Origin of the sequence: Kitasatospora indigofera (assembly GCF_014655955.1) — a bacterium.
Taxonomy (GTDB): Bacteria; Actinomycetota; Actinomycetes; order Streptomycetales; family Streptomycetaceae; genus Kitasatospora; species Kitasatospora indigofera.
In genome coordinates, this window is sequence record NZ_BNBO01000002.1 from 296319 (window position 1) to 321786 (window position 25468).

Here is a 25468-nt window from a genome sequence, read left to right on the forward strand (position 1 = left end):
GCAGCTTTGCTGTATGGTTGCGGTCATGAAGCTGACCAAGCTGGGCCACGCCTGTGTCCGCCTGCGACAGGGCGACACCACGATCGTCATCGACCCGGGCATGTTCACCGAGCCGGACGCGCTCGCGGGCGCGGACGCCGTCCTGATCACGCACGAGCACTTCGACCACTTCGTCGAGTCGCAGCTGCGCGCCGCCCTCGAAGCCGACCCCGCGCTGCGGGTCTGGACCAACCGCGCGGTGGCCGAGCAGCTGGACGGCGTCCGGCAGCGGGTGACCGTGGTCGGCGAGGGCGACGCCTTCGAGGTGGGCGGTGTCGCGGTCACCGTCCACGGCGAATGGCACGCGGTGATCCACCCGGACATCCCCCGGATCACCAACATCGGGTTCACGGTGGGCGGGCGGGTCTTCCACCCGGGCGACGCGCTGACCGTTCCGTCGCACCCGGTCGACACCCTGCTGGTGCCGACCGGCACCCCCTGGAGCAAGGCCTCCGAGCTGATCGACTACGTCCGCGAGGTCAAGCCCGCGCACGCGATCGGGATCCACGAGGCGGTGCTCAGCGAGGTGGGGCAGCAGCTCTTCGGCCGGCTGCTCGGCGAGGGCGGCCCGGGGACGGGCGCACCGCTGCGGCAGCTCGCGGCGGGGGAGCAGGTCGACCTCGGCTGACCGGACCCGGGCCCCGGCGCCGCCCGCTCCCGCCGGTTTCGCCCGCCCCGGCACCACCCGGCACCACCCGTCCCCGTCCCCGTCCCCTTCCCGGCCGCCCGTCCAGTCCCGTCCCGGACCGGGCGGGCGGCTGCCCGCCCGGAGCCGGGGCGCTGCCGGTAGCCTGACGCCATGCTGAAGATCGGACTGACCGGCGGGATCGGCGCGGGCAAGAGCGAGGTGTCCCGGCTGTTCGCCTCGTACGGGGCCGTGGTGGTGGACGCCGACCTGATCGCCCGTGAGGTGGTCGCCCCGGGGACGGAGGGGCTGGCCGCCGTGCTCGCCGAGTTCGGCCCCGATGTGCTGCGCGCGGACGGCGAGCTGGACCGGCCCGCGCTGGGGGCCCTGGTCTTCGCCGACCCGGCCAGGCTGCGCGCGCTGAACGCCATCGTCCACCCCCTGGTCCGGGCCCGCTCCGCCGAACTGGAGGAGGCCGCCGCGCCGGACGCCGTCGTCGTGCACGACGTGCCACTGCTCGCCGAGAACGGGCTCGCCCCGCTCTACGACCTGGTCGTGGTGGTGGACGCCGCCGACGAGGTGCGGCTCGACCGGCTGGTCCGGCTGCGCGGCATGGCCGAGGCCGAGGCCGAGTCCCGGATGGCCGCCCAGGCCACCCGGGAGGACCGGCTCGCGGTCGCCGATCTGGTGATCGACAACAGCGGCCCGCTGGAGGCCCTGGCCCCCCGGGTCCGTCAGGTCTGGGACGAGCTGACGGCCCGCTGACTTCCCACTGACTTCCCGCCGGCCGTCCGGCCGCACCTGTCCGGCCGCACCCGGCCGGGCGCCGCGGGCCGGGCCATGGCGGGAACGGGCATCGCGGGAACGGGCATCGCGGGGACGGACGCGCCCGGCGGGCCCGTCAGGCCCGGGTGGCGGCGCCGGCCGTCACGCGGGCGGCGTGCGCCACGGCGGCCCCCGCCAGCGCACGGATCGCCGGATGCGGGCTGGTGCCGTCCCCGGCGAGTTCGGGCTGGAACAGCGTGGCCAGGAAGAACGGATGGCCGGGCAGCTCGGCGATCCGCACCTCGCCCCGCTCGTCCGCCCCGCTGAACCGCAGTCCGTACTCCCGCAGGACGTCGAGGTACTCGGCGTTCAGGCCGTACGAGCAGTGGTACCGCTCCAGCGTGCGGGTGGTGCCGAGGACCTGGGCGGCGAGCGTGCCCGGAGTGATCTCGATGACGCCCTCGTGGCCGACCAGGGAGCAGGTCAGCGGCACCACCAGCAGCTGTTCGTCCTCCCCGGCGGCCGCCGGGCGCTCCGGGGACTCGGCGTGGGCGGCGCCGCCGAGCCCGCAGACGGTCCGCGCGTACTCCAGCACGGCGTGCTGGAAGCCGCCGCAGGTGCCGAGGAACGGGATGCCCCGCTCCCGGGCCGTACGGACGGCGGCGAGCGCCCCGGCCTCGCTGCGGTACGGGCTGCCGGGCAGCAGCCAGACCGCGTCGAACCCGGCCAGTGCGCCCTCGTGCCCGGCGTCCTCGGTGGAGATCCAGTACGCGTCCAGGACCAGCTGCTCGCGCCGGGCGAGCGCGTCGAGCAGCCCCGGGACGCGGGCGTGCGAGCGGACGCCGGGGGAGCGGTCGCCGACCAGCGCGAGCCGGGCGGTGTACGGCGCGCCGGCGCCGCGCGCCGCCCCGGGATCCTCCGGCGGGAGGACGGCGGGACCGGCGGAGGGGGTGCTGGAAGTGGTCATGCGACCATCCTGGCCCGGGGGCCGAGATCGGCGCCAACGATGATTGCTGACCCTGCCATCAGCAATACTGATGGCCATGGAACCGCACCTGCTGCGCACCTTCGTCACCGTGGCCCGGCTCGGCTCCTTCTCGGCCGCCGCCCGCGAACTCGGCTACACCCAGTCGGCGGTCTCCCAGCAGATCGCCGTCCTGGAGGCCGATCTCGGCGCCGGGCTGCTGCACCGCCGGCCGGTCGAGCCGACCGAGGCCGGCGCCCGGCTGCTGGAGCACGCCGGACCGCTGCTGCTCCGGACCGCGGCGGCGCGGGCCGACATCGCCCGGCTGGCCGGCGCACCCGCGAGCCGCCTGGTACTGGCCGCCACCCCGCTCGCGGTCACCACCGGCCTCGCCGCCGCGCTCGCCGCCACCCGGCAGGCCCACCCCGGGCTGGAGCTCACCGTCCGGGTGCTCGGCCGGCCGGAGGTGCCGGCGGCCGTCGCCACCGGCGAGGCCGACCTCGGGCTGACCGACGGCATGGCCGCCCCCAGTGATCCGTTGCAGCTGCCCGACGTCGGTCCGCTCACCGCCGTCGCGGTCGCCGAGCAGCCGGTCGCCGTCGCCCTGCCCGCCGGCCACCCGCTCGCCGGCCGCCGCGGCCTGGACCTCGCCGACCTCGCGGACGCCCGCTGGCTGGACGCGCCCGGTGTCGCCGTGCCGGCCGAGCGGCTGCGCGCCGCGACCGGCGTGGCCGGGTTCCGGCCGGCCACCCGCTACCCGGGGACGGACCTCCGTGGGCTGCTGGTCCTGGTCGCGGCCGGCCACGGCCTGGCCGTCCTGCCGCAGGGTGTGCTCGACGGCGTGCCCGGAGTGCTCGGGGCGCCCGTCCGGGAGCCCCGGCTGGTGCACCGCACCGAGCTGGTGCGCGGCAGCCTCCCGGAGGGACCGGCGGCGCTGCTGGCCCGGCTGCTCGACCCCGAGCGGCCCTGACCTGCCCGGCCCTGATCCGCCCGGCCCTGACCTGACCTGAACCGCCCTGTCCTGATCTGCCCCGACCGGCCGCGAGGGCCAGGCGCCGCCGCCGCTCAGCGCGGCTGGATGAGGTCCCACTTGTTGCCGTAGAGGTCCTCGAACACCGCGACCGAGCCGTAGGCCTCGTGCCGGGGCTCCTCCAGGAAGGTCACCCCGGCGGCGGTCATCCGGCGGTGGTCGGCCTCGAAGTCGTCCGAGTTCAGGAAGAGGCCGACCCGGCCGCCGGTCTGGTCGCCGATCCTGGCCAGCTGCTCCGGCTTGGCCGGCCGGGCCAGCAGCAGCCCGGTCTCCCGCGAACCGCGCGGGGCGACCACCACCCAGCGGTTGCCGTCCCCGCGCGGCGTGTCCTCGCGCAGTTCGAATCCGACGGCGTCCACGTAGAAGGCGATTGCCTCGTCGTAGTCGCGGACGAGCAGGGTGGTGAGTCCGATGTGAGCCATCAGCCGATCGTGCCACAGCGACCGGACCGGCGGCCGGTGCGGTGGCCCGGGCGGTGGCCCGGGCCGTGGACACCGCGAGGGGCGGTCCGTCCGGCCGGCCGCCGGACCGGCTCCGCCGTCACGGCTTGCGGCCGACGCCCGCCCAGATCGCGACCTCGCCGTCGGTCGGCTCCGGTGCCCGGTCGGGCCGCCACAGCGGGGCGGTGACCAGCCCGGGCTCCACCAGCTCCAGGCCCTCGAAGAAGCCGAGCACCTCCTCGCGGGTGCGCATGGTCAGCTGGGCGCTGGCCGCCCGGTAGATCGCCGGGCCCTTCGCGGCGGCGGTGGCCGAGGTGAAGTCCCCGGTGGCGTGCGAGAGCGCCAGATGGCTGCCCGGGGGCAGGGCGTCGACGAGCCGGCGGACGATCGCGTGCGGGTCGTCCTTGTCGTCGACGAAGTGCAGGACGGCGAAGAGCAGCAGCCCCACCGGCCGGCCCGGTTCCAGCAGCCGGCGCACCTCGGGCGTGGCGAGGACGGCGTCCGGATCGCGCAGGTCGGCCTGGACGACGGTGGCGCTGCCGTGACTGGCCGCCGCGAGCAGGGCGCGGCCGTGCACCAGCACGATCGGGTCGTTGTCCAGGTAGGCGACCCGGGCGTGCGGGTGCACCTGCTGGGCGATCTGGTGGGTGTTGCCGGCGGTCGGGATGCCGGTGCCGATGTCCAGGAAGTCGGTGACGCCCTGCTCGGCGAGGTGCCGCACGGCCCGGCCCAGGAAGGCCCGGTTGGCCAGGGCACTGATCCGCACCAGCGGGCTGAGCGCCAGCACCTTCTCGGCGGCCTCGCGGTCGGCGGGGAAGTTGTCCTTGCCGCCGAGGTAGTAGTCGTACATCCGGGCCGGGTGCGGTATCTCAGGGCGCAGGTCGGCGGGCACCCGGATCGCCTCGTCCTGGTCCGTCCCCGCCGCGATGTCCTGATGGCCGGTCATGAAGCTTCCCCCGTCGGTGATCCACCCTGTCCCCGGCAGCATAGGCGGGAGTCAGGGCGGGGTGTGGGGCGTTTCGCCGAGCCGGCCGCGAACCGGCGCCGCCCGGGTGCCGGGGACGAGTGCGGGGACGGGTGCGGGGACGGGTGCGGGGACGGGTGCCGGGGCCCGGCGGACGGACGCCGGGCCGGGTGCCGGGCGTCGGGTGCGGCCGGCGGTCAGCCTTCCGTGGTGCGCGGCTCCGGGCCGGTGCCGGGGTCGCGGGTGAGCAGGTAGCGGGCGCCGGGGCCGGCCGCTCCGGCGCGGTCGCCGGCGTTGTAGAGGGCGCAGCGGGAGATGGAGAGGCAGCCGCAGCCGATGCAGCCGGTGAGCTTGGCCTTGAGGCGCTCCAGGTCGGCGATCTGCTCGTCGATCCGGGTCTGCCAGGAGCGGGCGACCCCGTTCCAGTCGGTGGTGCTGGGCGCGCGGTCCTCGGGGAGGCGGTCGAGTGCGCCGCGGGCCTCCTCCAGGGAGAGCCCGACGCGTTGGGCGGCGCGGACGAAGGCGACCCGGCGGAGGGTGGCGCGGGGGAACCGGCGCTGGCCGCCCGCGGTGCGCTCGGAGTGGATCAGGCCGAGCTTCTCGTAGTAGCGCAGCGCGGAGGTGGCGAGACCGCTGCGCTCGGCGAGCTGGCCGATGGTCAGGAGGTCGTGGCGGTTCGGGCCCATGCGGGTCACTCTAGCGCTTGACTTGAAGTCGGCTTCAAGTTGGACGATCCTTCCATGACCGCGACGAAGACCATTTCTCCGCAGCACCGCCCGCACCTGCACCAGGGGTACGGCTTCGAGGACCTGCCGGCCCTGATGGCCCTGATGACCGGCGCCGAGAAGCACGGCCCGGCCGCCACCTCCACGCTGGACGCCCTGTGGGTGCTCTACGACCGGGTGCTGGACGTGCGCCCCGCGACCTTCGGGCGCCAGGACCGCGACCGTTTCCTGCTCTCCAAGGGCCACGGCCCGATGGCCTACTACGCCGTGCTGGCCGCGAAGGGCTTCCTCTCCCCGGCGGTGCTCCCCAGCTTCGGCGCGTACGACTCGCCGCTCGGACACCACCCGGACCGGCTGCTGGTGCCCGGCGCCGAGATCGGCTCGGGATCGCTCGGCCACGGCCTGCCGCTCGCCGTCGGCACCGCACTCGGACTGCGGGCCCAGGGGCTCACCGACCCGGCGGTCTGGGTGCTGCTCGGCGACGCGGAGTTCGACGAGGGGTCCAACCACGAGGCGGTGGCCTTCGCAGGGGCGTCCGGGCTGGACCGGCTGCACGTGGTGGTGATCGACAACTCCTCGGCCACGCACGGCTGGCGGGGCGGCATCGCGGCCCGCTTCGAGGCCGAGGGCTGGTCCACGGCCACCGTCGACGGCCGTGACCACGAGGCGCTGTACGCGGCCTTCACCGCCGCCCACCCGGGCCGCCCGCACGCCGTGGTCGCCCGGGTCGAGCCCAAGGAGTCCTGAGCCCGCTCCGCTGCCCGCCGCCCCGCTCCCCGCCCACTGCCGGCCGACCACCCCGATCCCCCCACCATGCAAGGGAATTGCGATGCCCACCGAGACCGACACCATGCGCGACCGCTTCCTCGACGTGACCTCCCGCCTGCTCGACGAGGATCCACGGCTGGCCCTGGTCCTCGCCGACATCAGCGCCGCCGGCTTCGCCCGGGCCGCCGAGCGGCACCCGGACCGGGTGATCAACGTCGGCATCCGGGAGCAGTTGCTGATCGGCGCGACCGGCGGGCTGGCGCTGACCGGGCTGCGCCCGATCGCGCACACCTTCGCCAGCTTCCTGGTCGAACGCCCCTTCGAGCAGGTCAAGTTGGACCTGGTGCACCAGGGCGTCGGAGCCGTCCTGGTCAGTGCGGCCGGCTCCTACGACTGGCCGGCCGGCGGCCGCACCCACATGTCGCCGGGGGACGTCGCCCTGCTGGACACCCTGCCGGACTGGACGGTCCATGTGCCCGGCCACCCGGACGAGGCCGAGACCCTGCTGCGGCACGCCGTGAAGGACGGCGACCGCAACGTCTACCTCCGGCTCTCGGTGCACCGCAACGCGCTCGCCCGGCCGGTCGTGCCGGGGCGCTTCCTCACCGTCCGCGAGGGCCGGCGCGGTGTGGTGCTGGCGGTCGGACCGATGCTGGACGGGGTGCTGCAGGCCACCGAGGGCATGGACGTCACCGTGCTGTACGCCGCGGGGGTGCGGCCGTTCGACGCGGCCGGCCTGCGGGCCGCCACCGGCGCGGGCGCCGCCGCCGACGTGGTGATCGTCGAGCCGTACCTGGCGGGCACCTCGGACCGCGAGGCGCACGAGGCGCTGGCCGAGGTCCCGCACCGGGTGCTTGGCCTCGGGGTGCCCCGGGCGGAGCACCGGCACTACGGCTCGATCGACGAGCACCTGGCCGCCTACGGCCTGGACGCCCGCTCGCTGCGGGAGCGGATCACGCTCTTCCTGCGCTGAGCCCGTCCGGCCCGGCCCCTGCCGGCTCCCGCCGGCCCCTGCCGGCTCCCGCCGGCCCCTGCCGGCTCCCGCCGGCCCGTCCGCCCGCCGCCCGTCGGCCCGCCGACCCGTCCGCCCGCGCGTCGTCCGCCGGGCTCAGCCGGTCCGCACCACCGCCGTGCTGTTGTGGGCCAGTTCCAGCGAGTCGCCGTCAGCCTCGCACCGCCCGAAGACCGCGAGCGTCCCGGCGTGCGGGGCCCCCAGCGGCACCGAACGCGGCCCCTCCGCCCCGAGGTTGACCACGATCCGGTAGGGCCCGCGGTGCACCACCAGCCACCGCAGCTCCTCGTCGTGGTCGACCCGCACGGCCGCCAGGTCCGGGTCGCAGAGCTCCGGGTGGGAGCGCCGCAGCCGCAGCAGCAGCCGGTACCAGTCGAGGAGTTCGGCGTGCGGGTGCTGGGCCGGCTCGCTCCAGTCCAGGGTGGAGGCCAGCACCGTCCCCGGGGCCTGCGGGTCCGGCACCTCGTCCGCCTGCCAGCCGTGCTCGGCGAACTCCCGCCGCCGGCCGCGCCGGACGGCCTCGGCCAGCTCCGGGTCGGTGTGGTCGGTGAAGTACTGCCAGGGGGTGCCGGCGCCCCACTCCTCGCCCATGAAGAGCATCGGGGTGAACGGCGAGGTCAGCACCAGGGCCGCGCCGGCGGCGAGTTGGCCGGGGGTGAGGGTGGCGGAGAGCCGGTCGCCGAGCGCCCGGTTGCCGATCTGGTCGTGGGTCTGCAGGTAGCCGAGCAGCCGGTGCCCGTACGCGGGCGGGAAGGGCCGCCCGTGGTGCCGGCCGCGGAACGAGGACCAGCTGCCGTCGTGGAACCAGCCCCGGGTGAGCACCTTGGCCAGGGCGCCGAGCGGTTCGGCGGCGAAGTCGGCGTAGTAGCCCTGGGACTCACCGGTGAGGGTGGTGTGCAGGGCGTGGTGGAAGTCGTCGCTCCACTGGGCGGCCAGGCCCTGGCCGCCGGCCTGGCGGGGGCCGGTGGTGCGCGGGTCGTTGCGGTCGGACTCCGCGACCAGGAACAGCTCGCGGTTGCTGGTCACCGCCAACCGGTCGACCTCGGCGGCGAGTTGCTCCAGGAAGTGCAGGGCGCGGTCGTCCACCAGGGCGTGCACGGCGTCCAGCCGCAGCCCGTCGATCCGGTAGTCGCGCAGCCAGGCCAGCGCACTGCCGGTCAGGTAGTCCCGTACCTCGTCGGAGCCGGGGGCGTCCAGGTTGACCGCCGACCCCCAGGGGGTGTGGTGGCGGTCGGTGAAGTACGGGCCGAAGGCGGGCAGGTGGTTGCCGGACGGGCCGAGGTGGTTGTGCACCACGTCGAGCACCACGCCCAGGCCCTTGCGGTGAGCGGTGTCGACAAAGCGCTTCAGCCCCTCCGGGCCGCCGTAGGGCTCGTGCACCGCCCAGAGCGAGACCCCGTCGTAGCCCCAGCCGTACCGGCCGGGGAAGGGGCAGACCGGCATCAGCTCGACGAAGTCGACGCCCAGCTCCACCAGGTGGTCCAGCCGCTCGGCGGCCGCGTCGAAGGTCCCGGCCGGGGTGAAGGTGCCGACGTGCAGCTCGTACAGCACCGCGCCGGGCAGCGGGCGGCCGTGCCACGGGGTGTCGGACCAGCGGAAGGCGCCGTGGTCGACGGCCCGGCTCGGCCCGTCCGGGCCCTGCGGCTGGCGGCGGGAGCGCGGGTCGGGCAGCGGCGGGCCGCCGTCCAGCCGGAACGCGTAGTCCCCGGCCGGGGCGAGGCCGCGCCACCAGCCCGCGCGGGCCGGGTCCGGGGCGAGCCGGAACCGGCTGCCCTCCACCTCGACGTCGACCCGTTCGGCCTCCGGGGCCCAGACCTCGTACTCGGTCACGCGTGCTCCTGGGGGCGGGTCAGCAGGGCGGTGGGGTAGTGCTCCAGCAGGGCGGCCAGCGGGACGGGCCCGGGGTCGAAGGCGCGGCCGGTCAGCCGGTCCGTCCACGGGCCGGGCCCGGCGGGCAGGTCGAGGGTGCTGTCGCGCCAGCCGCCGGACCGCTCCAGCCCGTACGGCAGCCGGGTGACCGCGCTGATCACGTCGGCACCGCGCCGGAAGGCCAGCAGGTGGGCCGCGGCCGGGCCGTGCGCGCCGAGCGGCCGGTAGCCGCCGAGCGGGCGCTCGCGGCGCAGGTGCAGCGCGGTGGTGGTCAGGTGCAGCTTCTCCCGGGCCAGGTCGCCGGCCGGGCCGGGCGGCTCCGTGAGCCGCCCGGAGGCCGAGTCGGTCAGCCGCACGGCGAGCGCGCCGAGGTCCACCGGCGCCCGGTTGTCCGGGTCGACCAGCGTGTACAGCGGCTCCTCGCTGCCCTGGTACAGATCCGGCACCCCGGGCACGGTCAGGTGCAGCAGGGCCCCGCCGAGGGTGTTCGCCCGGGCGTACGGGGCGATGGCGCGCACCAGGCCCTCGATCCGGGGGAGCAGCCCGGGGTTGCCGTACACGGCGTGCGCGTAGTCCGTGACGGCCTGCTCGAAGGCGGCGTCGGGCGCCGTCCAGGAGGTCTGCAGCTTGGCCTCGCGGGCGGCCTTGAGCAGCGCGGCCACCAGCCGCTCCGGGCTGATCGGCCAGGCCGCGACCAGGGTCTGCCAGAGCAGCCAGGCGGTGTTGCGGTCGGGGCAGGGGCCGGCCGCGGTCGTCCAGGCCGCGGCCTCGTCGGCCCAGAGCCGGGGCCGCTCGGCGAGCACGGCGAGCCGGGCCCGGGCGTCGGCGCTGCGCTTGGTGTCGTGGGTGGAGAGCACCGTCATGGTGTGCGGCCAGTGCCGTTCGACGTACTCGCACCAGGCGTGGAAGTCGGCGGGGGCGACGCCCGGCCGGGCCGGCTCGCCGCCGACCTCGTTCAGCGCGGTGAGCGCGTTGAAGCGGTAGAAGGCGGTGTCCTCGACGCCCTTGGCGGCCACCGCCGAGGCGGTCTGCGCGAACCGGACGACGAACTCGTCCTTCTCCGCACTGCTGCCCAGCCGGCCCAGGGTCAGTGCGCCGACGAGCTCCAGGGTGTCGGCGGCCGGGCCGGCGGGCGCGTCGCCCCGCTGCTCCAGCGCCGTCCGCAGGTGTTCGGCGGCGGCCTCCGGCGCGGGCTCGCCGGGGCGCACGTACGGGCGGTAGACGGGGTACGCGGTCAGTATCCGGTGCAGCGCCCCGCGCAGCTCCCAGGGCGCGTGGTCGGCCAGCGCGGGTTCGGCGGCGCAGATCCGTCCGGCGAGGCGGACCAGCCGGTCGACCTCGGCGGCCAGCTCCCCGCGCTCGGCGGTGAGCTGCGCCCGGCCGCGCCGGCCGGCGGCCGCCGCCGGGTGCGGGTCGGCGCAGGGCGGTCCGGCGCTCGCGCCCGGGGTGTCCGAGCCGTCCAGGAACTGCTGGTAGGCGGTGGTCAGCCGGCCGGCCCCCGCGTGGTCGGTGAGCACGCCGTCGATCCGGCGCAGCGCGTCGTAGCCGGTGGTGCCCGCGCACGGCCAGTCGGCGGGCAGCTCCTCCTCACCGGTGAGGATCTTCTCGACCACGGTGTACGCGCCGCCGGTGGCCCGGGCGAGCCGCCGCAGGTAGCCGCGCGGGTCGGCCAGCCCGTCCGGGTGGTCGATCCGGAACCCGTCCAGCAGTCCTTCGGCGTGCAGCCGCAGCAGCGTGCCGTGGGTGGCCTCGAAGACCTCGGGGACCTCGACCCGGACGGCGATCAGGTCGTTCACGGTGAAGAACCTGCGGTAGTTCAGCTCGGTGCGGGCCAGGCGCCACCAGGCGAGCCGGTACCACTGGCGTTCCAGCAGCTCCGGCAGGGCGAGGCCCTCGGTGCCGGGCCGCAGCGGGAAGGCGTGGTCGTGGTAGCGCAGCACGTCCCCGTCGACGGTGAGTTCGTCGAGCACGGCGCCGAGCCGGCCGCCGAGCAGCGGGAGCAGCAGCCGGCCGCGTCCGGGGGCGTCCACCGGGCCCGGCTGGGCGGCCCAGTCGATGTCGAACCAGCGCGCGTAGGGGGAGTCCGGGCCGTCCCGCAGGACGTGCCAGAGCGGCTGGTTGAGCTGCTCGGGGACGGGGACGGCCATGTGGTTGGGCACCACGTCGGCGATCAGCCGCAGGTCGTGCCGACGGGCCTCGGCGGCCAGCTCGCGCAGGGCCTCCTCGCCGCCGAGCTGCTCGCTGACCCGGCTGTGGTCCACCGTGTCGTACCCGTGGGTGGAGCCGGCGGTGGCCTCCAGCAGCGGGGAGAGGTGCAGGTGGGAGACGCCGAGGGCGGCCAGGTAGGGCACGGCGGCGGTGGCGTCGCGCAGGGTGAAGGCGGGCTGCAGCTGGAGCCGGTAGCTGGCGGTGGGGGGCTGGACGGCCCCGGCCGGGCCGTCACCGGCCGGGCGTGGCTGCGCGGGCTCGGCGGGTGAGGTCATGAGTCCATACCTACCCGCCGTGGCCCGTGCCTATGGCCCGTTGTCGGGCGAACGGGTGAACCGTCCGCGCCGTGCCGTCCGGGTGCTCCGGCGGCTGCGCCCGCCGCCGGCCCGCCCGGTGCCGCCGGCGGCCGGCTCAGGCGCGCCGTTGGAGCACCATCAGCGAGCGGTCGGTGAGCCAGAGGGCGTCGCCGGCCTTCACCCGGGCCCCGGTGCCGGGGGCCGGCAGGACCGGCTGCGCGGTGTCGACCACCACGTGCCACTCCTTGCCGTGCCCGGCCGGGACGGTGAACTCCAGCGGCTCGAAGTGGGCGTTGAACATCAGCAGGAAGGAGTCGTCGGTGATCTTCCCGCCGCGCCGGTCCGGCTCGGAGATCGCGTCCCCGTTCAGGAACACGGTGAGCGACTTGGCGTAGCTGGCGCCCCAGTCCCGCTTGGTCATCTCCTCGCCGGCCGGGGTGAACCAGGCGATGTCGGTGAGGTCGTCGTGGGTGCCGGAGACCGGGCGGCCGTGGAAGAACCGGCGGCGGCGGAAGACCGGGTGGTCGCGGCGGAGCCAGATCATGCCCTGGGTGAACTCCAGCAGCCGGGCGTCGGAGCCGGGGCGGGCCCGCGCCGCGGCGTCGGCACCGGCCTCGGCGTCCGGTCCGGTGTCCGGGCCGTCGGGCTCGGGTCTCCCCTCGGCGGGCCAGTGCACCCAGGAGAGCTCGTTGTCCTGGCAGTAGGCGTTGTTGTTGCCGTGCTGGGTGCGGCCCAGCTCGTCGCCGTGCGAGAGCATCGGGACGCCCTGGGAGAGCATCAGGGTGGCGATGAAGTTGCGCTGCTGGCGCGCTCTCAGCTCCTCGACCGCGGGGTCGGTGCTCGGGCCCTCGGCGCCGCAGTTCCAGGAGCGGTTGAAGGACTCGCCGTCCCGGTTGTCCTCGCCGTTCGCGTCGTTGCGCTTCTCGTTGTAGGAGACCAGGTCGCGCAGGGTGAAGCCGTCGTGGCAGGTGACGAAGTTGATGGACGCGATGGGCCGGCGCCCGTCGTCCTGGTAGAGGTCGGAGGAGCCGGTCAGCCGGGAGCCGAACTCGGCCAGCGTCGCGTTCTCGCCGCGCCACAGGTCGCGGACGGTGTCGCGGTACATGCCGTTCCACTCCGTCCACAGCGGCGGGAAGTTGCCGACCTGGTAGCCGCCCTCGCCCAGGTCCCACGGCTCGGCGATCAGCTTGGCCTGGGAGACCACCGGGTCCTGCTGGACCAGGTCGAAGAACGAGGAGAGCCGGTCGACCTCGTGGAACTGCCGGGCGAGGGTGGCCGCGAGGTCGAAGCGGAACCCGTCCACGTGCATCTCGGTGACCCAGTAGCGCAGCGAGTCCATGATCATCTGCAGTACGTGCGGACTGCGCATCAGCAGGCTGTTGCCGGTGCCGGTGGTGTCCTCGTAGAAGCGCTGGTCCTGCGCCAGGCGGTAGTACGAGACGTTGTCCAGCCCGCGCAGCGAGAGGGTCGGGCCGAGGTGGTTGCCCTCCGCGGTGTGGTTGTAGACCACGTCCAGGATCACCTCGATGCCGGCCGCGTGCAGGGCCTTGACCATCGACTTGAACTCCTGCACCTGCTGGCCGCGGTCGCCGCCGGAGGAGTAGGAGGAGTGCGGGGCGAAGAACCCGATGGTGTTGTAGCCCCAGTAGTTGGCCAGCCCCAGGTCGCGCAGCCGGTGGTCGCGGACGAACTGGTGCACCGGCATCAGCTCGATGGCCGTCACCCCGAGCTTGGCCAGGTGCTCGATCACCGCCGGGTGGGCCAGGCCCGCGTAGGTGCCCCTGATCTCCTCCGGGATGCCCGGGTGGAGCTGGGTCAGCCCCTTCACGTGCGCCTCGTAGAGCACCGTGCGGTGGTAGTCGGTGCGCGGCGGCCGGTCGGTGCCCCAGTCGAAGTACGGGTTGATGACCACCGAGTGCATGGTGTGCGGCGCGGAGTCCAGGTCGTTGCGGCGCTCGGGCGCGCCGAAGTGGTACCCGTAGACCGCCTCGTCCCAGTCGATGGTGCCGCTCATCGCCTTGGCGTACGGGTCCAGCAGCAGTTTGGCGCTGTTGTGGCGCTGCCCCAGCCCCGGGTTGTAGGGGCCGTGCACCCGGAACCCGTAGCGCTGGCCCGGCTGGACACCCGGGATGTAGGCGTGCCGGACGAAGGCGTCCGTCTCGCGCAGCTCGACGGCCGTCTCCGAGCCGTCCTCCCCGAACAGGCAGAGCTCGATCCGGTCGGCGCTCTCGGAGAACACCGCGAAGTTGGTGCCGGCCCCGTCGTAGGTGGCGCCAAGGGGGTACGGCTGACCTGGCCAGACCTGCATACGTCCTCAACTTCTATGGTAATAGCGGGAACTGACGATCTCTCCGGCCTCGGTGCAGCTTTTCCCGGCTTCTGCCCGGCCGGGGGGCCGGGCATGTGCGGCTGTCGCGTACCGTGACGCACGGCACAGTCGCCATCCTCCCCGACGCCCCGTCCGACCTATGGTCCATTCGCCACTTGTTCGCCCGAACGGGTGTCCGTGGGGCGGCTGGGACGAGCGGGACGACCGGTCCCTTTCGTCTCGCGGTCGGCCATCCGGCTGCGCGGGCCGTCCGGCGGGCAGTACTCTTGATCGTCCGGCGGTGCCCGGGAATCCACGGCCCCGCGGCACCGGGCGGGGCGGGTCCGGTCACCCGTACGGACGAGGCGCGGTCGGCCGGCGGTCCGTCGGTGGACGACCCGCCCGCGGGCGGACCGGCCGGTGGCCGGGCGGTCGGTGAACGAGTAACCGGTGAACGAGCAGTCAGTGAACGACCCGTCACTCCCGGCGGCCGAGAGGTGAGGTAGCCCATGGTGTTCCCCGCCGGCGGCAGGGGCGGCGGCACCGACCGCGGCCCCGGGCGCAGCGAGGCGCCGACGGTCGTGATGCGCCCCTCGATGGCCTCCCGCGCCGCCGTTCCCGCCCAGGGCGGCCCGGTCGAGGTGCCCGCCCTGGCCTGGTCCGGCGGCGAATGGGACGAGGCCTACCAGCGGGTCCGGCTGGCCGGCCGCGCGTACGTCTGGCTCAACCTGGTCGAACAGCGGCTGCGCGCGCTGGTGGACGAGGTGCTGCGACCGGTCTACGCCCCGGCGCACGGCGAGGACTGGGTGACCGCCGCGGCCGGGCCGGCCGGCGAGGAGTGGGCGCACCGGGCCGGCGCCGTCCGGGAGGTCAGCCGTCGCAAGGGCTACCTGCTGGACCCGGCCGACGACGACCCGTTGGTCTTCCTCACCCTGCCGCAGCTGCGCGAGCTCATGGTCCAGCACTGGCCCTGCTTCGAGCCCTTCCTCGCCGACCGCCGCGAGATCGAACTGGCCCTGGACGAGCTGGAGGTCGCCCGGCACGTCGTCTCGCGCAACCGCAGCCTCTCCCAGACCGTCCTCGCCCAGACCGAGCGGGCCGCCGCCCGGCTGCTCGCCCTGCTCGACGGCGGCAGCGGCGGGGTGCCCGCCGACGTGGTCGAGGCCCTGGTGGCGGGCCGGTACGCGGACGTGGTCGCGGTGCACGCCGACCGGGTCCGGCTGCAACGGGACCTGCCGGTGGAGGACCTGCTGGACGGCGCCCGGCGGCTCGACGCGCTCGGCATCGGCCTCGGGATGCTCTGCCAGAACTACACCGGCCGGCGGCTGGTGCGGCTGGCCACCGACGGGTGCCGGGTCCGGCTGCTCTTCCTCAACCCGGCCAGCAGCGCCGTCCGGCGGCGGGAGCGCGAGCTGGGGCTGGGGCGCGGCGAACTGGCCCGCTCGATCGAGATGAACATCATGCACGTCCGGCGGGTCCGGGCCCGGCTGCGCGACCAGGGCGGATTCGAGATCCGGGTCTTCGACGAGACACCGCGCTTCACCGCCTACCTGGTGGAGGGCCCGCGCCCGACCGGCCAGGCCGGCGGGCGCCGGCAGTCCACCGACCTGGGGGTCGTCCAGCCCTACCTGCGCAAGGCGCGCGGCATGGAGTCCCCCGCGCTGGTGCTGCGCGGCGGCGCGGGCCAGCAGCCCGGCTCCACCGAACCGGGGCTGCTGGAGGTCTACCGCGAGGAGTTCGAGGGCGTCTGGGGGGACTCCCGGCCGGTGTCCTGAGGGACCGTCGGGCCGGGCCCGGCGGCCGGGGGTCCGCGCTCCCGGCCGTGCTCCGCGCTCGCCGTCGCCGCTCCGCCCTCTCGACCGCCGCCCTCTCGTCGCCGTCCGCCGTCCGTGGTGCCCGCGGTCTCGCGGCGGTAGGCCGGACGGATGGCAACCGACCGGCATTCAGCCGATGGGCGGTCAGCCGTCCGCCCGGGGCCGCGCGGTGGCGGCGGCCCCTTGCTAGCGTCGTTCCCGTGATCGAACAGGCCGGGGTCTGTCCCCGTCCCGGCCTGCCGACCGTTCACCGGCCCTACCGTTCACCGGCCCGACCCTTCACCGGCCCGTCCGTCCGCCGGCGCCCGCCCGAGCGCCGGCGTCTGTCCGGCCACCGGCCCGTCCGTCCCCGGCCCGGCCTCAGCGCCCGCCCCGGGCCGTGGCCGCGACCGGCCGTCCACCCGCCGGCCCCTGCCCGCACGCCCGATCGCGCCCCGGTGCCCGTGCCGGTGCCCGTGCCGCTGCGCACGCGGGACTGCACGCCGGTCCGGACGCGGGCCCGCGCGCCCGGCCGTCCCGCGCGCCCTCCGCCGGCGCGTCCGAACCGCCCCCCAGACCTGGAAGGCCACCATGACCAGCCAGCACACCGCCAGCGGCTCCCGCCCCGACCCGTCCGCACCGGGCGGCTGCCCGGCCGTCGGCGGCGCCTCCCGCCGTGGCTTCGTCAGAGCCGCCCTCGGGGCCGGCACCGCGGGGGCCGCGCTCGCGCTGGGGGCCGGGCCCGGCAGCGTCCGGGCCCGGGCCGAGCAACGGTCCGACGCCGGGTTCGTGCCCTTCCACGGCGTCCACCAGGCCGGTGTCACCACCCCCGCGCCGGCCTTCGCCTCCTTCGTCTCCCTCGACGTCACCGCCACCGACCGGGCCGGACTGGAGGCCCTGTTCCGCACCCTGACCACCCGGATCCGCTTCCTCGCCTCCGGCGGCACCCCGCCGGACATGGGCCCGGACGCCCCGCCGTCCGACAGCGGCCTCCTCGGGCCGGTGCTGCCGACCGACGACCTCACCGTCACGGTCGGCGTCGGGGCCTCGCTCTTCGACGACCGGTTCGGCCTGGGCGCCGCCAGACCGCTGCGGCTGGCCCCGATGCGGGCCTTCGCCGGCGACCGCCTGCAGCCGGCCGAACTGCACGGGGACCTCTCGCTCCAGGTCTGCGCCGAGAGCCGGGACACCGTCCTGCACACCCTGCGCGACCTGACCCGGCACACCCGGGGCGCGGTGCGGGCCCGCTGGCAGGTCGACGGCTTCCAGAACCGGCCCCGGCCCAGCGGCGCCCAGCGCAACCTGCTCGGCTTCAAGGACGGCATCGTCAACCCCGACACCACCTCCGCCCGGCTGATGGACCGGCTGGTCTGGGTGGCCGAGGGCGGCGGCGAACCCGGCTGGGCCACCGGCGGCAGCTACCAGGTGATCCGGGTGATCCGCACACTGGCCGACGCCTGGGACGGCCTCCGGCTCGCCGAGCAGGAGCGGATCATCGGCCGGAACAAGGCCACCGGCGCCCCGCTCGGGTACGGCTCCGAGACCGACGCCCCCAACTACGGGAAGGACCCGGAGGGCGCCGGCATCGCGCTCGACGCCCACATCCGGCTGGCCAACCCGCGGACCCAGGCGACCGCCGACAGCCGCATCCTGCGCCGCGGGTTCAACTACGACCGGGGGCTCGACCCGGCGGGCGAAGTCGACCTGGGCCTCGCCTTCTGCTGCTACCAGCAGGACGTGGTCCGTCAGTTCGAGGCCGTCCAGACCCGGCTGGCGGACGAGCCGCTGGCCCGCTTCCTGCAGCCGACCGGCGGCGGCTACTTCTTCGTCCTGCCGGGCGTCCGGGACGCCTCCGACTGGCTCGCCCGGGGGCTGCTCGCCGCCGTCTGACCGCTCCCGGCCGCCGGCCCGGCACCAAGGCCGGGCCCGGTCGCGGCGCCGCCGCCGCAAGGCCGGTCCGGGACCTCCCAGCCGCCCGGATCGCCGCCCGGGGACGGCCCCGGACCAGCCAGGGAGGGGCCGACGGGCCGGGTTGTCGGTGGTCCGGGCGATGATAGGGGACGTCAGAGCGGCCGGACGGAAGGACACACCCCTATGAGCTGGTGGCACGAGCCACTGGTCGGCTTCGACCTGGAGACCACCGGCACCGACCCGGCGGAGTCCCGGATCGTCACGGCCGCCCTCGTGGACACCGTCGGCAGCCGCCGGGAGAGCACCACCAGCTGGCTGCTCGACCCCGGCGTCCCGATCCCGGCGGAGGCCGAGGCCATCCACGGCATCGGCGACGAACTGGCCCGCGGCCGGGGGCGCCCGGCCAAGGAGGGCGTCGAGGAGATAGCCGCCGCGCTGTGCGAGCGCATCCTGGCCGGCCGCCCGGTGGTCGCCTTCAACGCCCCCTTCGACCTCTCCCTGCTCGACGCCGAGCTGCGCCGCCACGGCCTGCCCGGCCTGGCCGAGCGGCTCGGCGGGCCGGTCACGCCGGTGCTGGACGCACTGGCGATCGACCGGGCCGTCGACAAGTACCGCAAGGGCTCGCGGACCCTCCAGCGGGTCTGCGAGGTCTACGGGGTCGAGCTGACCGACGCCCACGAGGCGGGCAGCGACGCGCTGGCCGCCGTCCTGGTCGCGGTGGCCCTCGGCGAGCGCTACCCGGCGCAGGCCGGCGAGGTCGAGCTGGCCGAGCTGCACCGGCGGCAGGTCGGCTGGTACCGGGAGTGGGCCGAGGGCCTGCAGTCCTGGCTGCGCAAGGGCAAGGACCCGCAGGCCGTGATCGACCCGCGCTGGCCGATGCGCTGAGGCCGGCCCGGGGCCGGGCGGCCCCGCAGCGGAGCCGCCCGACGGCACCCCCGGCCGGCGGCCCGAAGCCGTGGCCCCGCGCCGTCCCCGGTCCTGCTCCCACCCCGGCCCGGGGGTCGCCGGGAGATCCCGCCGCAGCCGGTGATCCGTGCCGCTCCGGCCTGGCAGCCGCCGGGCCCGCCCGCCCTCGGCGGTGCCGTCGGCCCTGAACTCCCCGCCCGCGGCGACCAGCCGCAGGCCGGCCGGCGCCGGCGCGAGCCGGTCCGCCACCCGACCGGGGTGCCGGGCGGCCTCCGCCTCGGTCCGGGCCACCACCTCGGCCCGCTCCGCAGCGCCGCAGAGCGAGAGGTGGAAGAGCATCTGCCGCCAGGCGTACGCCGCGTCCTTGACGGTGTTCCACCCCTGCGGGTCCCGGTGCAGCCGGGCGGTCAGGGCGCACACCGCGGTGAAGCAGCGCCGGGCGGCCTCCGCCCAGCCGTACCCGGGCCCGATGCCGGCCAGGGCGACCAGGGCCGCCAGGTTGTGCGTGGTGAGGATCTGGGCCTGCTCGATCACCATCGCGTCCACCGACCAGCCCGCGCCGCCACCGGCCCGCGCCCGGCAGAGCCTCCCGAACTCCTCCACCGCGCGACGGTGCTCCCGGGCGGCGGCCTCCGGCTCGTACGGCAGCAACGGCCCGCCCGCGGAGGCGGCGCCCGTGACGAACCCGCCGTGCACCACCCGGGGAGTCACCCAGGAGGGGAACCCGGCCACCGGTGTCGGGAGCCGGTCGTCACCGCACCGGAGGCCGTCGCGCGGAGCACCTCGCGCCAGTGGCCGACCCGGCGTTCGGCGCGGGCCCGGGTGCCGGCGTCCTCGTGGGTCGTCGCGGTCCGCAGGGCCCGGGCCAACCGGCCGGCCGGGTAGCCGGCCCGATCCGCGGGCCGGCCGGTGCGAGCTGTTTGTCAGCGTTCGTGTCCATGGCCGGCGTGGCGGGTCCTGCCCCCGCGCCCTCCGGGATGAAGCCCGGTGCTCTCCTGCTGAGCTGCACGCCGATGCGGACACGCTACGAGGCGGGCCGGAGCAGGCACAAAGCATTTCCGGCGGGGCGCCACCGCCCGCGGCGCGCGTCGGACGGCGGCGGAGCGCCCTGGGGACGGGAGCGGTCAGACGGCCGGGAAGTCGAAGCCGTACCCCTGGGCCGTCAGCCACGGCAGCAGCTGGCGCAGGGCCGCGACGGTCTGGCTGCGGTCGCCGCCGCCGTCGTGCATCAGGACCACGCCGCCCGGGCGCAGGCCGCGCTGGACGCTCGCCACGATCGCCGGCACCCCGGGCCTGGACCAGTCCCGGGTGTCCACCGTCCAGGTCAGCGGGCGCATGCCGGCGGCCGCCGCGACCTGCTGGTTGGCGGCGGTGAAACCCCCGCCCGGGGCACGGAACCAGGGCACCTCGGTGCCCGCCCCGCCGGCCCGGACGATCATGTCCCTGGCCGGCACGATCTCCTCCACCTGCCGGTCGTGGGAGAGCGCGGCGAACGGCTGCGGGTGGTGCACGCTGTGGTCGCAGAGCCGGTGCCCGGCAGCCAGGATGCGCTTGACCATCGCCGGGTTCGCGGCGGCCTGCGGGCCGATCTGGCAGAACGTCGCCCTGGCGCCGTACTGCGCCAGCACGTCGAGCACCTGTCCGGTGGCGGGGCCCGGGCCGTCGTCGAAGGTGAGCGCGACGGTGCGGCCGCCGTGCGCGGTGCCGGCGACCAGGGCGGCCGACACCCCCGGGGCGGCCGGCGGCGGCGCGGGCTGTGCGGGCGGGGTACCGGTCGTCGGGGTACCGGCTGTCGGGGTGCCGGCCGTCGGGGCGCCCGGGGCGGGCTGCGGCGAGCCGGGCCGGGGAGCCCCGGGCGTGCGGCCGGGGGCGGTGGCGCTCGGTGCCGCAGCGGCGTCGGACCCGGCGGGCGGGCGGGTGCCCGGCGCGGTGGGCGCGGACGGCGGTTCGGACGGACCGGAGCCGCCGGGAGGTGTGACCGTCGCCCCTGACGGTGCCGCCGGGGGCGCACTCGGCGGCGTGCTCGCCTGCAGCGCGCCCTGTGCCGTGCCGCACCCCGAGACCACCGCCACCACCAGCAGGGCGGCGCAGGCCGACCGGAGGGCGCCCCGCCGCTTGCGGGCCGCCGGGGCATGACGTGAAGGGGCCGGGAACGACCGGGTGACGGGTTCGAGCGAGGACATGGCGGTGCCTCCTGACGGTCCCACCGGTCCCCCGACCGGGATGACTGTCCGACAAGACGCCCGGTCGGCTGCCATGGTTCCACGCCCCGGCCCCGGCCCGGGCGGTGGCTGTCAGCGCATCAGAAGGGGTACCAGCGGACCGTCGTGGCCGCGTCCCTGAGCGAGTCGACCCGGCGCCGGAACTCGGCGGCCGCCGCCGGGTTCCCCGGCACCTGCTGCGCCACCCAGGAGGCACTGGCCGTCTCCCGGGCGCCGCGCAGCACCGCGAAACCCGGCCAGTCCCGGACGTCCCAGCCGTACCCGTCGGTGAAGGCCCGGTAGTCCTCGGCGGACACCCCGTACCGGTCGTGGCTCAGCGCCAGCACCACCAGGTCGTGCTCGCGCAGGTCCGCCGACACCGTCTCCAGGTCCAGCAGCACCGGACCGTCCGGGCCGACGTGGACGTTGCGCGGCAGCGCGTCCCCGTGGATCACCCCCGGCGTCAGGTGCGGCGTCAGAGCGGCGACGGCCGCCGCGAAGGACGCCTCGCGGTCCCGCAGGAAGGCCACGTCCGCCGGGTCGACATGCCCCTCGGCCGAGGCCAGCCAGCGCCCCACCGGGGCCAGCAGGTCCCGCCGCCCCAGCGCGAACGGGGGCGCCTCCAGCCCGTGCAGGGCGCGCAGCAGCGGCGCCAGGTCGGCCGGGCGCGCCGGGCGCACGGCGGGCGCGAGGCGGTGCCAGAAGGTGACGGGGTGTCCGTCGGCCACCTGCGGCCCGGGCACCGCGCCGTCGAACGGACGCACCACCGGGATCCCCCGTCCGGCCAGCCAGTGCGCCACCTCGGACTCCCGCCGGGCCCGCTCGGACAGCTCCGGCCCGCGCCCGACCTTCGCCACCACGGCCGGGCCGCCGAGGTCGAACACCGCGTTCTCGCTCAGCGCCAGCAGCCGCGCGTCCGCCGGGTCCGGCAGCCCGGCCGCCGAGCAGGCCTTGGCGAGCAGCGCCCGCGCGCGGCCCTCGTCGAAGGGGATCATGGGCTGCTCCGATCTGCGGTGAAGTCCCTCATCATGACCCATGGCCAGGGCCGGACCGTGCGCATACCCCCCGGCAGGTGTGTCAGTGGCCTCCGCTTGACTGACCGCATGACCGCCTACGACGTGGCCCGCCGGCTGCCCTCCGTACCCGAGCTGCGCGACCACTGCCGTGCGCTCGCCACCCTCGACGCCATCCTGTCCCCGGACTGGGAGAGCTGGTACCACTCCTTCGACAGCGCCTGGGGCGAGGGGGAGGAGATGGCCTCGATGCGCAACGGCCAGGGCGACGAGTACTCCGTCGTCCTCACGGCCGGCGGCGCGTACATCCGGGGCTTCGCCCACGAGTCCGCGATGAGCCCGTACCGGCCCGGCCGGGACGGTGCCCCCTGGCCGGGCGTGCTCGACGACGTGCCTCCGGTGTTCCGCCCCCAGGTCGAGGAGCCCGCCTTCTCGGACGAGGACGACGTCCCGGTCGTCACCGTCTGCCTGTGGCGGGAGCACACGGACGACCACTGGCGGCACGGCACGATCCTGTTTCCGGCCGGCACCTCCGACCCCGACGGCGCGGAGGGCCTGTTCGAGCTGCTGGTCGACCGCTCGCCCGAGGCCTACCGGCGCTGGGCCGAGGACTACTACGAGGTCCCCGTGGACCTCGCGGCGGTCCGGCACGTGTACGCGCTGCGCCCGCTCACCGCCGAGGTCGTCGCCGCCCTGAACGACGAGCTGGACCTGGCCGACCTGGCCGGGGACCTCGCCGAGATCGGGTACCCGCAGGCGGACTGACCAAGGCCGACCAGGGTGCGACGAGGTCGGGGCGGCCCCGTCCCCGCGTGTGCCCTTGGCCACAGTGGGCGCGGTGCACGGGCGGGGCGGGCCCGGCGGCTGGCTAGTCTGACGTGCGGTCGGGGGCTGGAGGCCACCGGGCCGCGAGAGGGCGACGCGCCGCCGGCGCGTGCCCGGGGGACGAGAGGGAGCAGGGGCAGTGGGGGACATCGGGGGATGGTCGGGTTTCAAGGTGGACCCGGCCGAACTGCGCGGGTGCGCGGGGAGCGCCGCACAGCTGGCCGGACAGATACCGGGCGAGACCGGCAGGATCACCGGTCCGAGCGACCAGGCCTCGGGCAAGCTGCCGGGCTGGGCCGCCGCCGGCGCGCTGCACGACTGCACCAACGCCTGGAAGGCGGTGCTGGACCGGCTGTCCACGGACATGGACACCTACAGCACGAAGCTGGTCGCGGTCGCGCAGAACTACGAGGACAACGACGCGGCCACTGCCGCCCGGCTGAACGAGGCCATCCTGGGCCCGGCGGGTGCCGGCCCGGCCGCACCCGTGGTGCCCGGCCCGTACAAGCCGCAGGCCGCCCTCGGACCGGACCCGTTCGGCACCAGGATCGTGAACAGCCCCTACGCGGCGCCGGGGAGGAGCTGACCATGGAGATCGACACCGTCCTGAAGGCCGACTTCACCGGCCTCGCCGCCGCCAGGGCCGGCTACGACGCCCTGGTGACGGCGTTCAACGCACATGTCGAGGCCTGGAAGCGGACGGTCGTGGACCGGCTGCACAACTCCGGATGGACCGGCAGCGCCGCCACCCGGGCCTTCGCCGACCTGGACCTGTTCGCCAGCAAACTGCTGGCCGCCGACGACGAGTTGAAGCTCGTCAGCGGTGTGCTGGCCGACGCCCAGCAGTCGATCGCACTCGTCCAGGCGGAACTGATCCAGGCCCTCGACGACGCCAAGGCCGCAGGCATCACGGTGAAGCCGGACGGCGCGATGTCCTGGGAGAACAAGGACGACACCTTCGAGGTCAAGGCCACATCGCTCAGCCTCCGCGTCCAGGACGCCCTGCGCGACGCCCAGCACGCCGACGATGCGATCACCCGCCGGCTGCGGCACTTCGCCGAGAACGCCACCACCGGCACCGGCCTGGACGCCACGGCCGCCCTGGCCGACAAGGCGGGCGCCGGCACCCGCGAGACCCCGCCCGACGCCAAGGCCACCCCCGCCCAGGTCAAGGCCTGGTGGGACGGGCTGACCCCGGCCGAGCAGCAGCACCTCATCCACAACCGCCCGGACCAGATCGGCAACCGCGACGGCGTCCCCTGCCTGGCCCGCGACCAGGCCAACCGGATCATCCTCCGCCAGCGCCGGGCCGAACTCCAGGGCGAACTGGACCGGATCGGCAAGCCCGGGCAGCCGATGTCGGGCCCAGGAAGCACGGTGATGGAGGATCCGAAGGCGACCCGGATCAAGCAGATCCAGGACCAGCTCAAGGGCATCGACGACATCCAGCAGAAGCTGGACCATTCCAAGCCGCCCCTGTACCAGCCCACCTTCCTGCTGGGCTTCGACACCAAGGACAACGGGCATGCGCTGGTCGCGGTGAACAACCCCGACACGGCGGACAACGTCCTCACCTTCGTGCCCGGTACCACGGCACGGCTGGGCAACATCAACGGCGACATGGACAAGGCCTACGAGATGGCCAACTCCGCCCGGAGGGCGGCGGACGGCACCGGGAAGACCACCGCGACGATCGCGTGGAGCGGCTACGACGCACCGCAGGCCCTCCCGAACGCCTCGTTCGGCCAGCCGGCGCTGGACGCCCGGGACAGCATCTACAACTTCCAGACCGGCTTGCGGGCCACCCACGAGGGCCCGCCCTCGAACAACACGATCATGGGACACAGCTACGGCAGCGTCGCGGTCGGGATGGCCATGCGTGATCGGGGCCTGCCCGTCGACGGCGCGGTCTTCGTCGGCAGCCCCGGGCTGGGGGTCGACAACATCAAGGAACTGCGGATCGACCCGTCCCGGGTCTTCGTGGCCCGAGGTGATCAGGACGGCATCGCCGACTGGGCGGGCCTGGGCTACGGCGCGGATCCTGCCGACCCGGCGTTCGGTGCCACAGCCGTCCCGACCGCTCCCAACACCGATCATGGCCACTACTGGAACGATCAGACACCGTCGTGGTTCGCCTTCGGGCGCATCGCTGCGGGTGGACGGCCGTGAGGCCGCTCAGGGCCGCCGCGGCGGCGGCCACCGCACCGGTCGTCGGCCCGGGCGACTTTCAGGAGCACAGCTGCGACAGCGTCGCGGTCGGGGGGAAGCCGTGAAGAACATCCGTCCCGCAGTCCTGCGGCTGGGCGCTGTCGTGGCCGTTTTCGGCGTCCTGGTGGCCGGCTGCGGGGAGGACAGCGACCTCAGCCGGCCCACCGTCACCTTGGAGGTTTCCCGGGGGCAGGCCGACACCCTGTTGGCCGACATCGAGCAGGCGCTGCCGGCGGGGGCCCGCTTCGAGCCTCCGGCCGCGAACGAGAACGACTGCTACAAGCCCCACAGCGAGAGTGCCGACGGGAGGCGGCAGGCCGGTCGCCTGGCAACGGTCAGCGGGTTGCCGGAGGAGCGACAGGCAGAGGTCTACGCGGCTGCCAGGGCGTATTTCGGAGCGCATGATTTCAAGATCACCAAGGATGTCGACAAGGTTCTGACCGGCACGAGATCTTCCGACGGTTTTCTGGCGATGCTCTACGGCGGGCTCGCACCGGGTCAGCTCATGCAGGTGTCGGTCCGGGCCCCGTGCGTCTGGCCCGACGGGACACCTCAGCCGAAGCGATGACGGGGGCGGCGGGTGGCCTGAGCCGTCCGG

21 protein-coding genes are annotated in these 25468 nt (G+C 75.4%); 12 read left to right on the plus strand and 9 right to left on the minus strand.

Going from position 1 to position 25468, the window contains the following annotated elements; translation table 11 throughout:
• Positions 1 to 25: 25 nt before the first annotated feature.
• Positions 26 to 667, plus strand: coding sequence for an MBL fold metallo-hydrolase (locus IE329_RS03265; RefSeq protein ID WP_190209224.1), 642 nt, complete (start codon positions 26 to 28; stop codon positions 665 to 667).
• Between the two features lie 171 nt (positions 668 to 838).
• Complete coding sequence (gene coaE / locus IE329_RS03270; protein ID WP_190209225.1) at positions 839 to 1429, plus strand: dephospho-CoA kinase; 591 nt, start codon at positions 839 to 841, stop codon at positions 1427 to 1429.
• Between the two features lie 136 nt (positions 1430 to 1565).
• Here coaE and IE329_RS03275 read toward each other — a convergent pair whose 3' ends face one another.
• Positions 1566 to 2396 (minus strand): CTP synthase C-terminal region-related (seleno)protein, encoded by an 831-nt coding sequence (locus IE329_RS03275; RefSeq protein ID WP_190209226.1) that lies wholly within the window; start codon positions 2394 to 2396, stop codon positions 1566 to 1568.
• A 76-nt stretch (positions 2397 to 2472) separates the two neighbouring features.
• Between IE329_RS03275 and IE329_RS03280 the strand changes: the two genes are divergently transcribed.
• Positions 2473 to 3363 (plus strand): LysR family transcriptional regulator, encoded by an 891-nt coding sequence (locus IE329_RS03280; protein ID WP_190209227.1) that lies wholly within the window; start codon positions 2473 to 2475, stop codon positions 3361 to 3363.
• A gap of 95 nt (positions 3364 to 3458) precedes the next feature.
• Here the strand turns inward: IE329_RS03280 and IE329_RS03285 are convergent, their stop codons facing one another.
• The 3 genes from IE329_RS03285 to soxR form a co-directional block, all read right to left on the minus strand.
• The gene (locus IE329_RS03285) at positions 3459 to 3845 is read right to left on the minus strand and encodes a VOC family protein (protein WP_190209228.1); all 387 of its coding nucleotides are present in this window, start codon (positions 3843 to 3845) and stop codon (positions 3459 to 3461) included.
• A gap of 118 nt (positions 3846 to 3963) precedes the next feature.
• Positions 3964 to 4809: an SAM-dependent methyltransferase gene (locus IE329_RS03290; protein ID WP_190209229.1), complete on the minus strand. Its 846-nt coding sequence runs from the start codon at positions 4807 to 4809 to the stop codon at positions 3964 to 3966.
• A gap of 215 nt (positions 4810 to 5024) precedes the next feature.
• Entirely contained in the window at positions 5025 to 5513 is a 489-nt protein-coding gene (gene soxR / locus IE329_RS03295) for a redox-sensitive transcriptional activator SoxR (protein WP_190209230.1), read from the minus strand.
• 54 nt (positions 5514 to 5567) lie between these two features.
• Between soxR and IE329_RS03300 the strand changes: the two genes are divergently transcribed.
• Both IE329_RS03300 and IE329_RS03305 read left to right on the plus strand, forming a co-directional pair.
• Positions 5568 to 6299, plus strand: coding sequence for a thiamine pyrophosphate-dependent enzyme (locus IE329_RS03300; RefSeq protein ID WP_190209231.1), 732 nt, complete (start codon positions 5568 to 5570; stop codon positions 6297 to 6299).
• Between the two features lie 82 nt (positions 6300 to 6381).
• Complete coding sequence (locus tag IE329_RS03305) at positions 6382 to 7293, plus strand: transketolase family protein (protein WP_190209232.1); 912 nt, start codon at positions 6382 to 6384, stop codon at positions 7291 to 7293.
• A 135-nt stretch (positions 7294 to 7428) separates the two neighbouring features.
• On the opposite strand, the gene treZ is transcribed toward IE329_RS03305, so the two are convergent.
• The 3 genes from treZ to glgX form a co-directional block, all read right to left on the minus strand.
• Positions 7429 to 9162: a malto-oligosyltrehalose trehalohydrolase gene (treZ, locus tag IE329_RS03310; protein WP_190209233.1), complete on the minus strand. Its 1734-nt coding sequence runs from the start codon at positions 9160 to 9162 to the stop codon at positions 7429 to 7431.
• Positions 9159 to 11684 (minus strand): malto-oligosyltrehalose synthase, encoded by a 2526-nt coding sequence (treY, locus tag IE329_RS03315; RefSeq protein ID WP_190209234.1) that lies wholly within the window; start codon positions 11682 to 11684, stop codon positions 9159 to 9161. Before treY ends, treZ begins: the two co-directional genes overlap by 4 nt.
• 136 nt (positions 11685 to 11820) lie before the next feature.
• A complete protein-coding gene (gene glgX, locus IE329_RS03320) occupies positions 11821 to 14013 on the minus strand; it encodes a glycogen debranching protein GlgX (RefSeq protein ID WP_190209235.1) in 2193 nt (730 codons plus the stop codon).
• Positions 14014 to 14522: 509 nt separating this feature from the next.
• Between glgX and IE329_RS03325 the strand changes: the two genes are divergently transcribed.
• The 3 genes from IE329_RS03325 to IE329_RS03335 all read left to right on the plus strand — a co-directional run bounded on the left by IE329_RS03325 (position 14523) and on the right by IE329_RS03335 (position 18602).
• Positions 14523 to 15788, plus strand: a complete 1266-nt coding sequence (locus tag IE329_RS03325) for an SAV2148 family HEPN domain-containing protein (protein WP_190209236.1) — start codon at positions 14523 to 14525, stop codon at positions 15786 to 15788.
• A gap of 609 nt (positions 15789 to 16397) precedes the next feature.
• Complete coding sequence (locus IE329_RS03330; RefSeq protein ID WP_190209237.1) at positions 16398 to 17696, plus strand: Dyp-type peroxidase; 1299 nt, start codon at positions 16398 to 16400, stop codon at positions 17694 to 17696.
• A gap of 204 nt (positions 17697 to 17900) precedes the next feature.
• Complete coding sequence (locus IE329_RS03335) at positions 17901 to 18602, plus strand: exonuclease domain-containing protein (protein WP_190209238.1); 702 nt, start codon at positions 17901 to 17903, stop codon at positions 18600 to 18602.
• A gap of 1145 nt (positions 18603 to 19747) precedes the next feature.
• Here IE329_RS03335 and IE329_RS40280 read toward each other — a convergent pair.
• Together IE329_RS40280 and IE329_RS03345 are read right to left on the minus strand one after the other, a co-directional pair.
• Positions 19748 to 20806 carry a polysaccharide deacetylase family protein gene (locus tag IE329_RS40280; RefSeq protein WP_229927129.1) on the minus strand — a complete coding sequence of 353 codons (1059 nt, stop codon included), beginning with the start codon at positions 20804 to 20806 and terminating at the stop codon, positions 19748 to 19750.
• 119 nt (positions 20807 to 20925) lie between these two features.
• On the minus strand, positions 20926 to 21819 hold the full coding sequence (locus IE329_RS03345) for a phosphotransferase enzyme family protein (RefSeq protein ID WP_190209239.1): 894 nt from the start codon (positions 21817 to 21819) through the stop codon (positions 20926 to 20928).
• A 108-nt stretch (positions 21820 to 21927) separates the two neighbouring features.
• Here IE329_RS03345 and IE329_RS03350 point away from each other — a divergent pair, with 108 nt between their 5' ends.
• From IE329_RS03350 to IE329_RS03365, 4 genes are all read left to right on the plus strand, one after another.
• Entirely contained in the window at positions 21928 to 22602 is a 675-nt protein-coding gene (locus IE329_RS03350) for a hypothetical protein (protein ID WP_190209240.1), read from the plus strand.
• 199 nt (positions 22603 to 22801) lie between these two features.
• Positions 22802 to 23248, plus strand: a complete 447-nt coding sequence (locus IE329_RS03355) for a WXG100 family type VII secretion target (RefSeq protein WP_190209241.1) — start codon at positions 22802 to 22804, stop codon at positions 23246 to 23248.
• A 2-nt stretch (positions 23249 to 23250) separates the two neighbouring features.
• Positions 23251 to 24831, plus strand: coding sequence for an alpha/beta hydrolase (locus IE329_RS03360; RefSeq protein ID WP_190209242.1), 1581 nt, complete (start codon positions 23251 to 23253; stop codon positions 24829 to 24831).
• A 100-nt stretch (positions 24832 to 24931) separates the two neighbouring features.
• Complete coding sequence (locus IE329_RS03365) at positions 24932 to 25438, plus strand: hypothetical protein (protein ID WP_190209243.1); 507 nt, start codon at positions 24932 to 24934, stop codon at positions 25436 to 25438.
• The last annotated feature ends 30 nt before the right edge of the window (positions 25439 to 25468 follow it).

Bases quoted from the DNA above. Each gene is read 5' to 3' on its own strand.
- IE329_RS03265 (WP_190209224.1), top strand. From the start codon at position 26: ATGAAGCTGACCAAGCTGGGCCACGCCTGTGTCCGCCTGCGACAGGGC.
- coaE (WP_190209225.1), top strand. From the start codon at position 839: ATGCTGAAGATCGGACTGACCGGCGGGATCGGCGCGGGCAAGAGCGAG.
- IE329_RS03275 (WP_190209226.1), bottom strand. From the start codon at position 2,396: ATGACCACTTCCAGCACCCCCTCCGCCGGTCCCGCCGTCCTCCCGCCG.
- IE329_RS03280 (WP_190209227.1), top strand. From the start codon at position 2,473: ATGGAACCGCACCTGCTGCGCACCTTCGTCACCGTGGCCCGGCTCGGC.
- IE329_RS03285 (WP_190209228.1), bottom strand. From the start codon at position 3,845: ATGGCTCACATCGGACTCACCACCCTGCTCGTCCGCGACTACGACGAG.
- IE329_RS03290 (WP_190209229.1), bottom strand. From the start codon at position 4,809: ATGACCGGCCATCAGGACATCGCGGCGGGGACGGACCAGGACGAGGCG.
- soxR (WP_190209230.1), bottom strand. From the start codon at position 5,513: ATGGGCCCGAACCGCCACGACCTCCTGACCATCGGCCAGCTCGCCGAG.
- IE329_RS03300 (WP_190209231.1), top strand. From the start codon at position 5,568: ATGACCGCGACGAAGACCATTTCTCCGCAGCACCGCCCGCACCTGCAC.
- IE329_RS03305 (WP_190209232.1), top strand. From the start codon at position 6,382: ATGCCCACCGAGACCGACACCATGCGCGACCGCTTCCTCGACGTGACC.
- treY (WP_190209234.1), bottom strand. From the start codon at position 11,684: ATGACCTCACCCGCCGAGCCCGCGCAGCCACGCCCGGCCGGTGACGGC.
- glgX (WP_190209235.1), bottom strand. From the start codon at position 14,013: ATGCAGGTCTGGCCAGGTCAGCCGTACCCCCTTGGCGCCACCTACGAC.
- IE329_RS03325 (WP_190209236.1), top strand. From the start codon at position 14,523: ATGGTGTTCCCCGCCGGCGGCAGGGGCGGCGGCACCGACCGCGGCCCC.
- IE329_RS03330 (WP_190209237.1), top strand. From the start codon at position 16,398: ATGACCAGCCAGCACACCGCCAGCGGCTCCCGCCCCGACCCGTCCGCA.
- IE329_RS03335 (WP_190209238.1), top strand. From the start codon at position 17,901: ATGAGCTGGTGGCACGAGCCACTGGTCGGCTTCGACCTGGAGACCACC.
- IE329_RS40280 (WP_229927129.1), bottom strand. From the start codon at position 20,806: ATGTCCTCGCTCGAACCCGTCACCCGGTCGTTCCCGGCCCCTTCACGT.
- IE329_RS03345 (WP_190209239.1), bottom strand. From the start codon at position 21,819: ATGATCCCCTTCGACGAGGGCCGCGCGCGGGCGCTGCTCGCCAAGGCC.
- IE329_RS03350 (WP_190209240.1), top strand. From the start codon at position 21,928: ATGACCGCCTACGACGTGGCCCGCCGGCTGCCCTCCGTACCCGAGCTG.
- IE329_RS03360 (WP_190209242.1), top strand. From the start codon at position 23,251: ATGGAGATCGACACCGTCCTGAAGGCCGACTTCACCGGCCTCGCCGCC.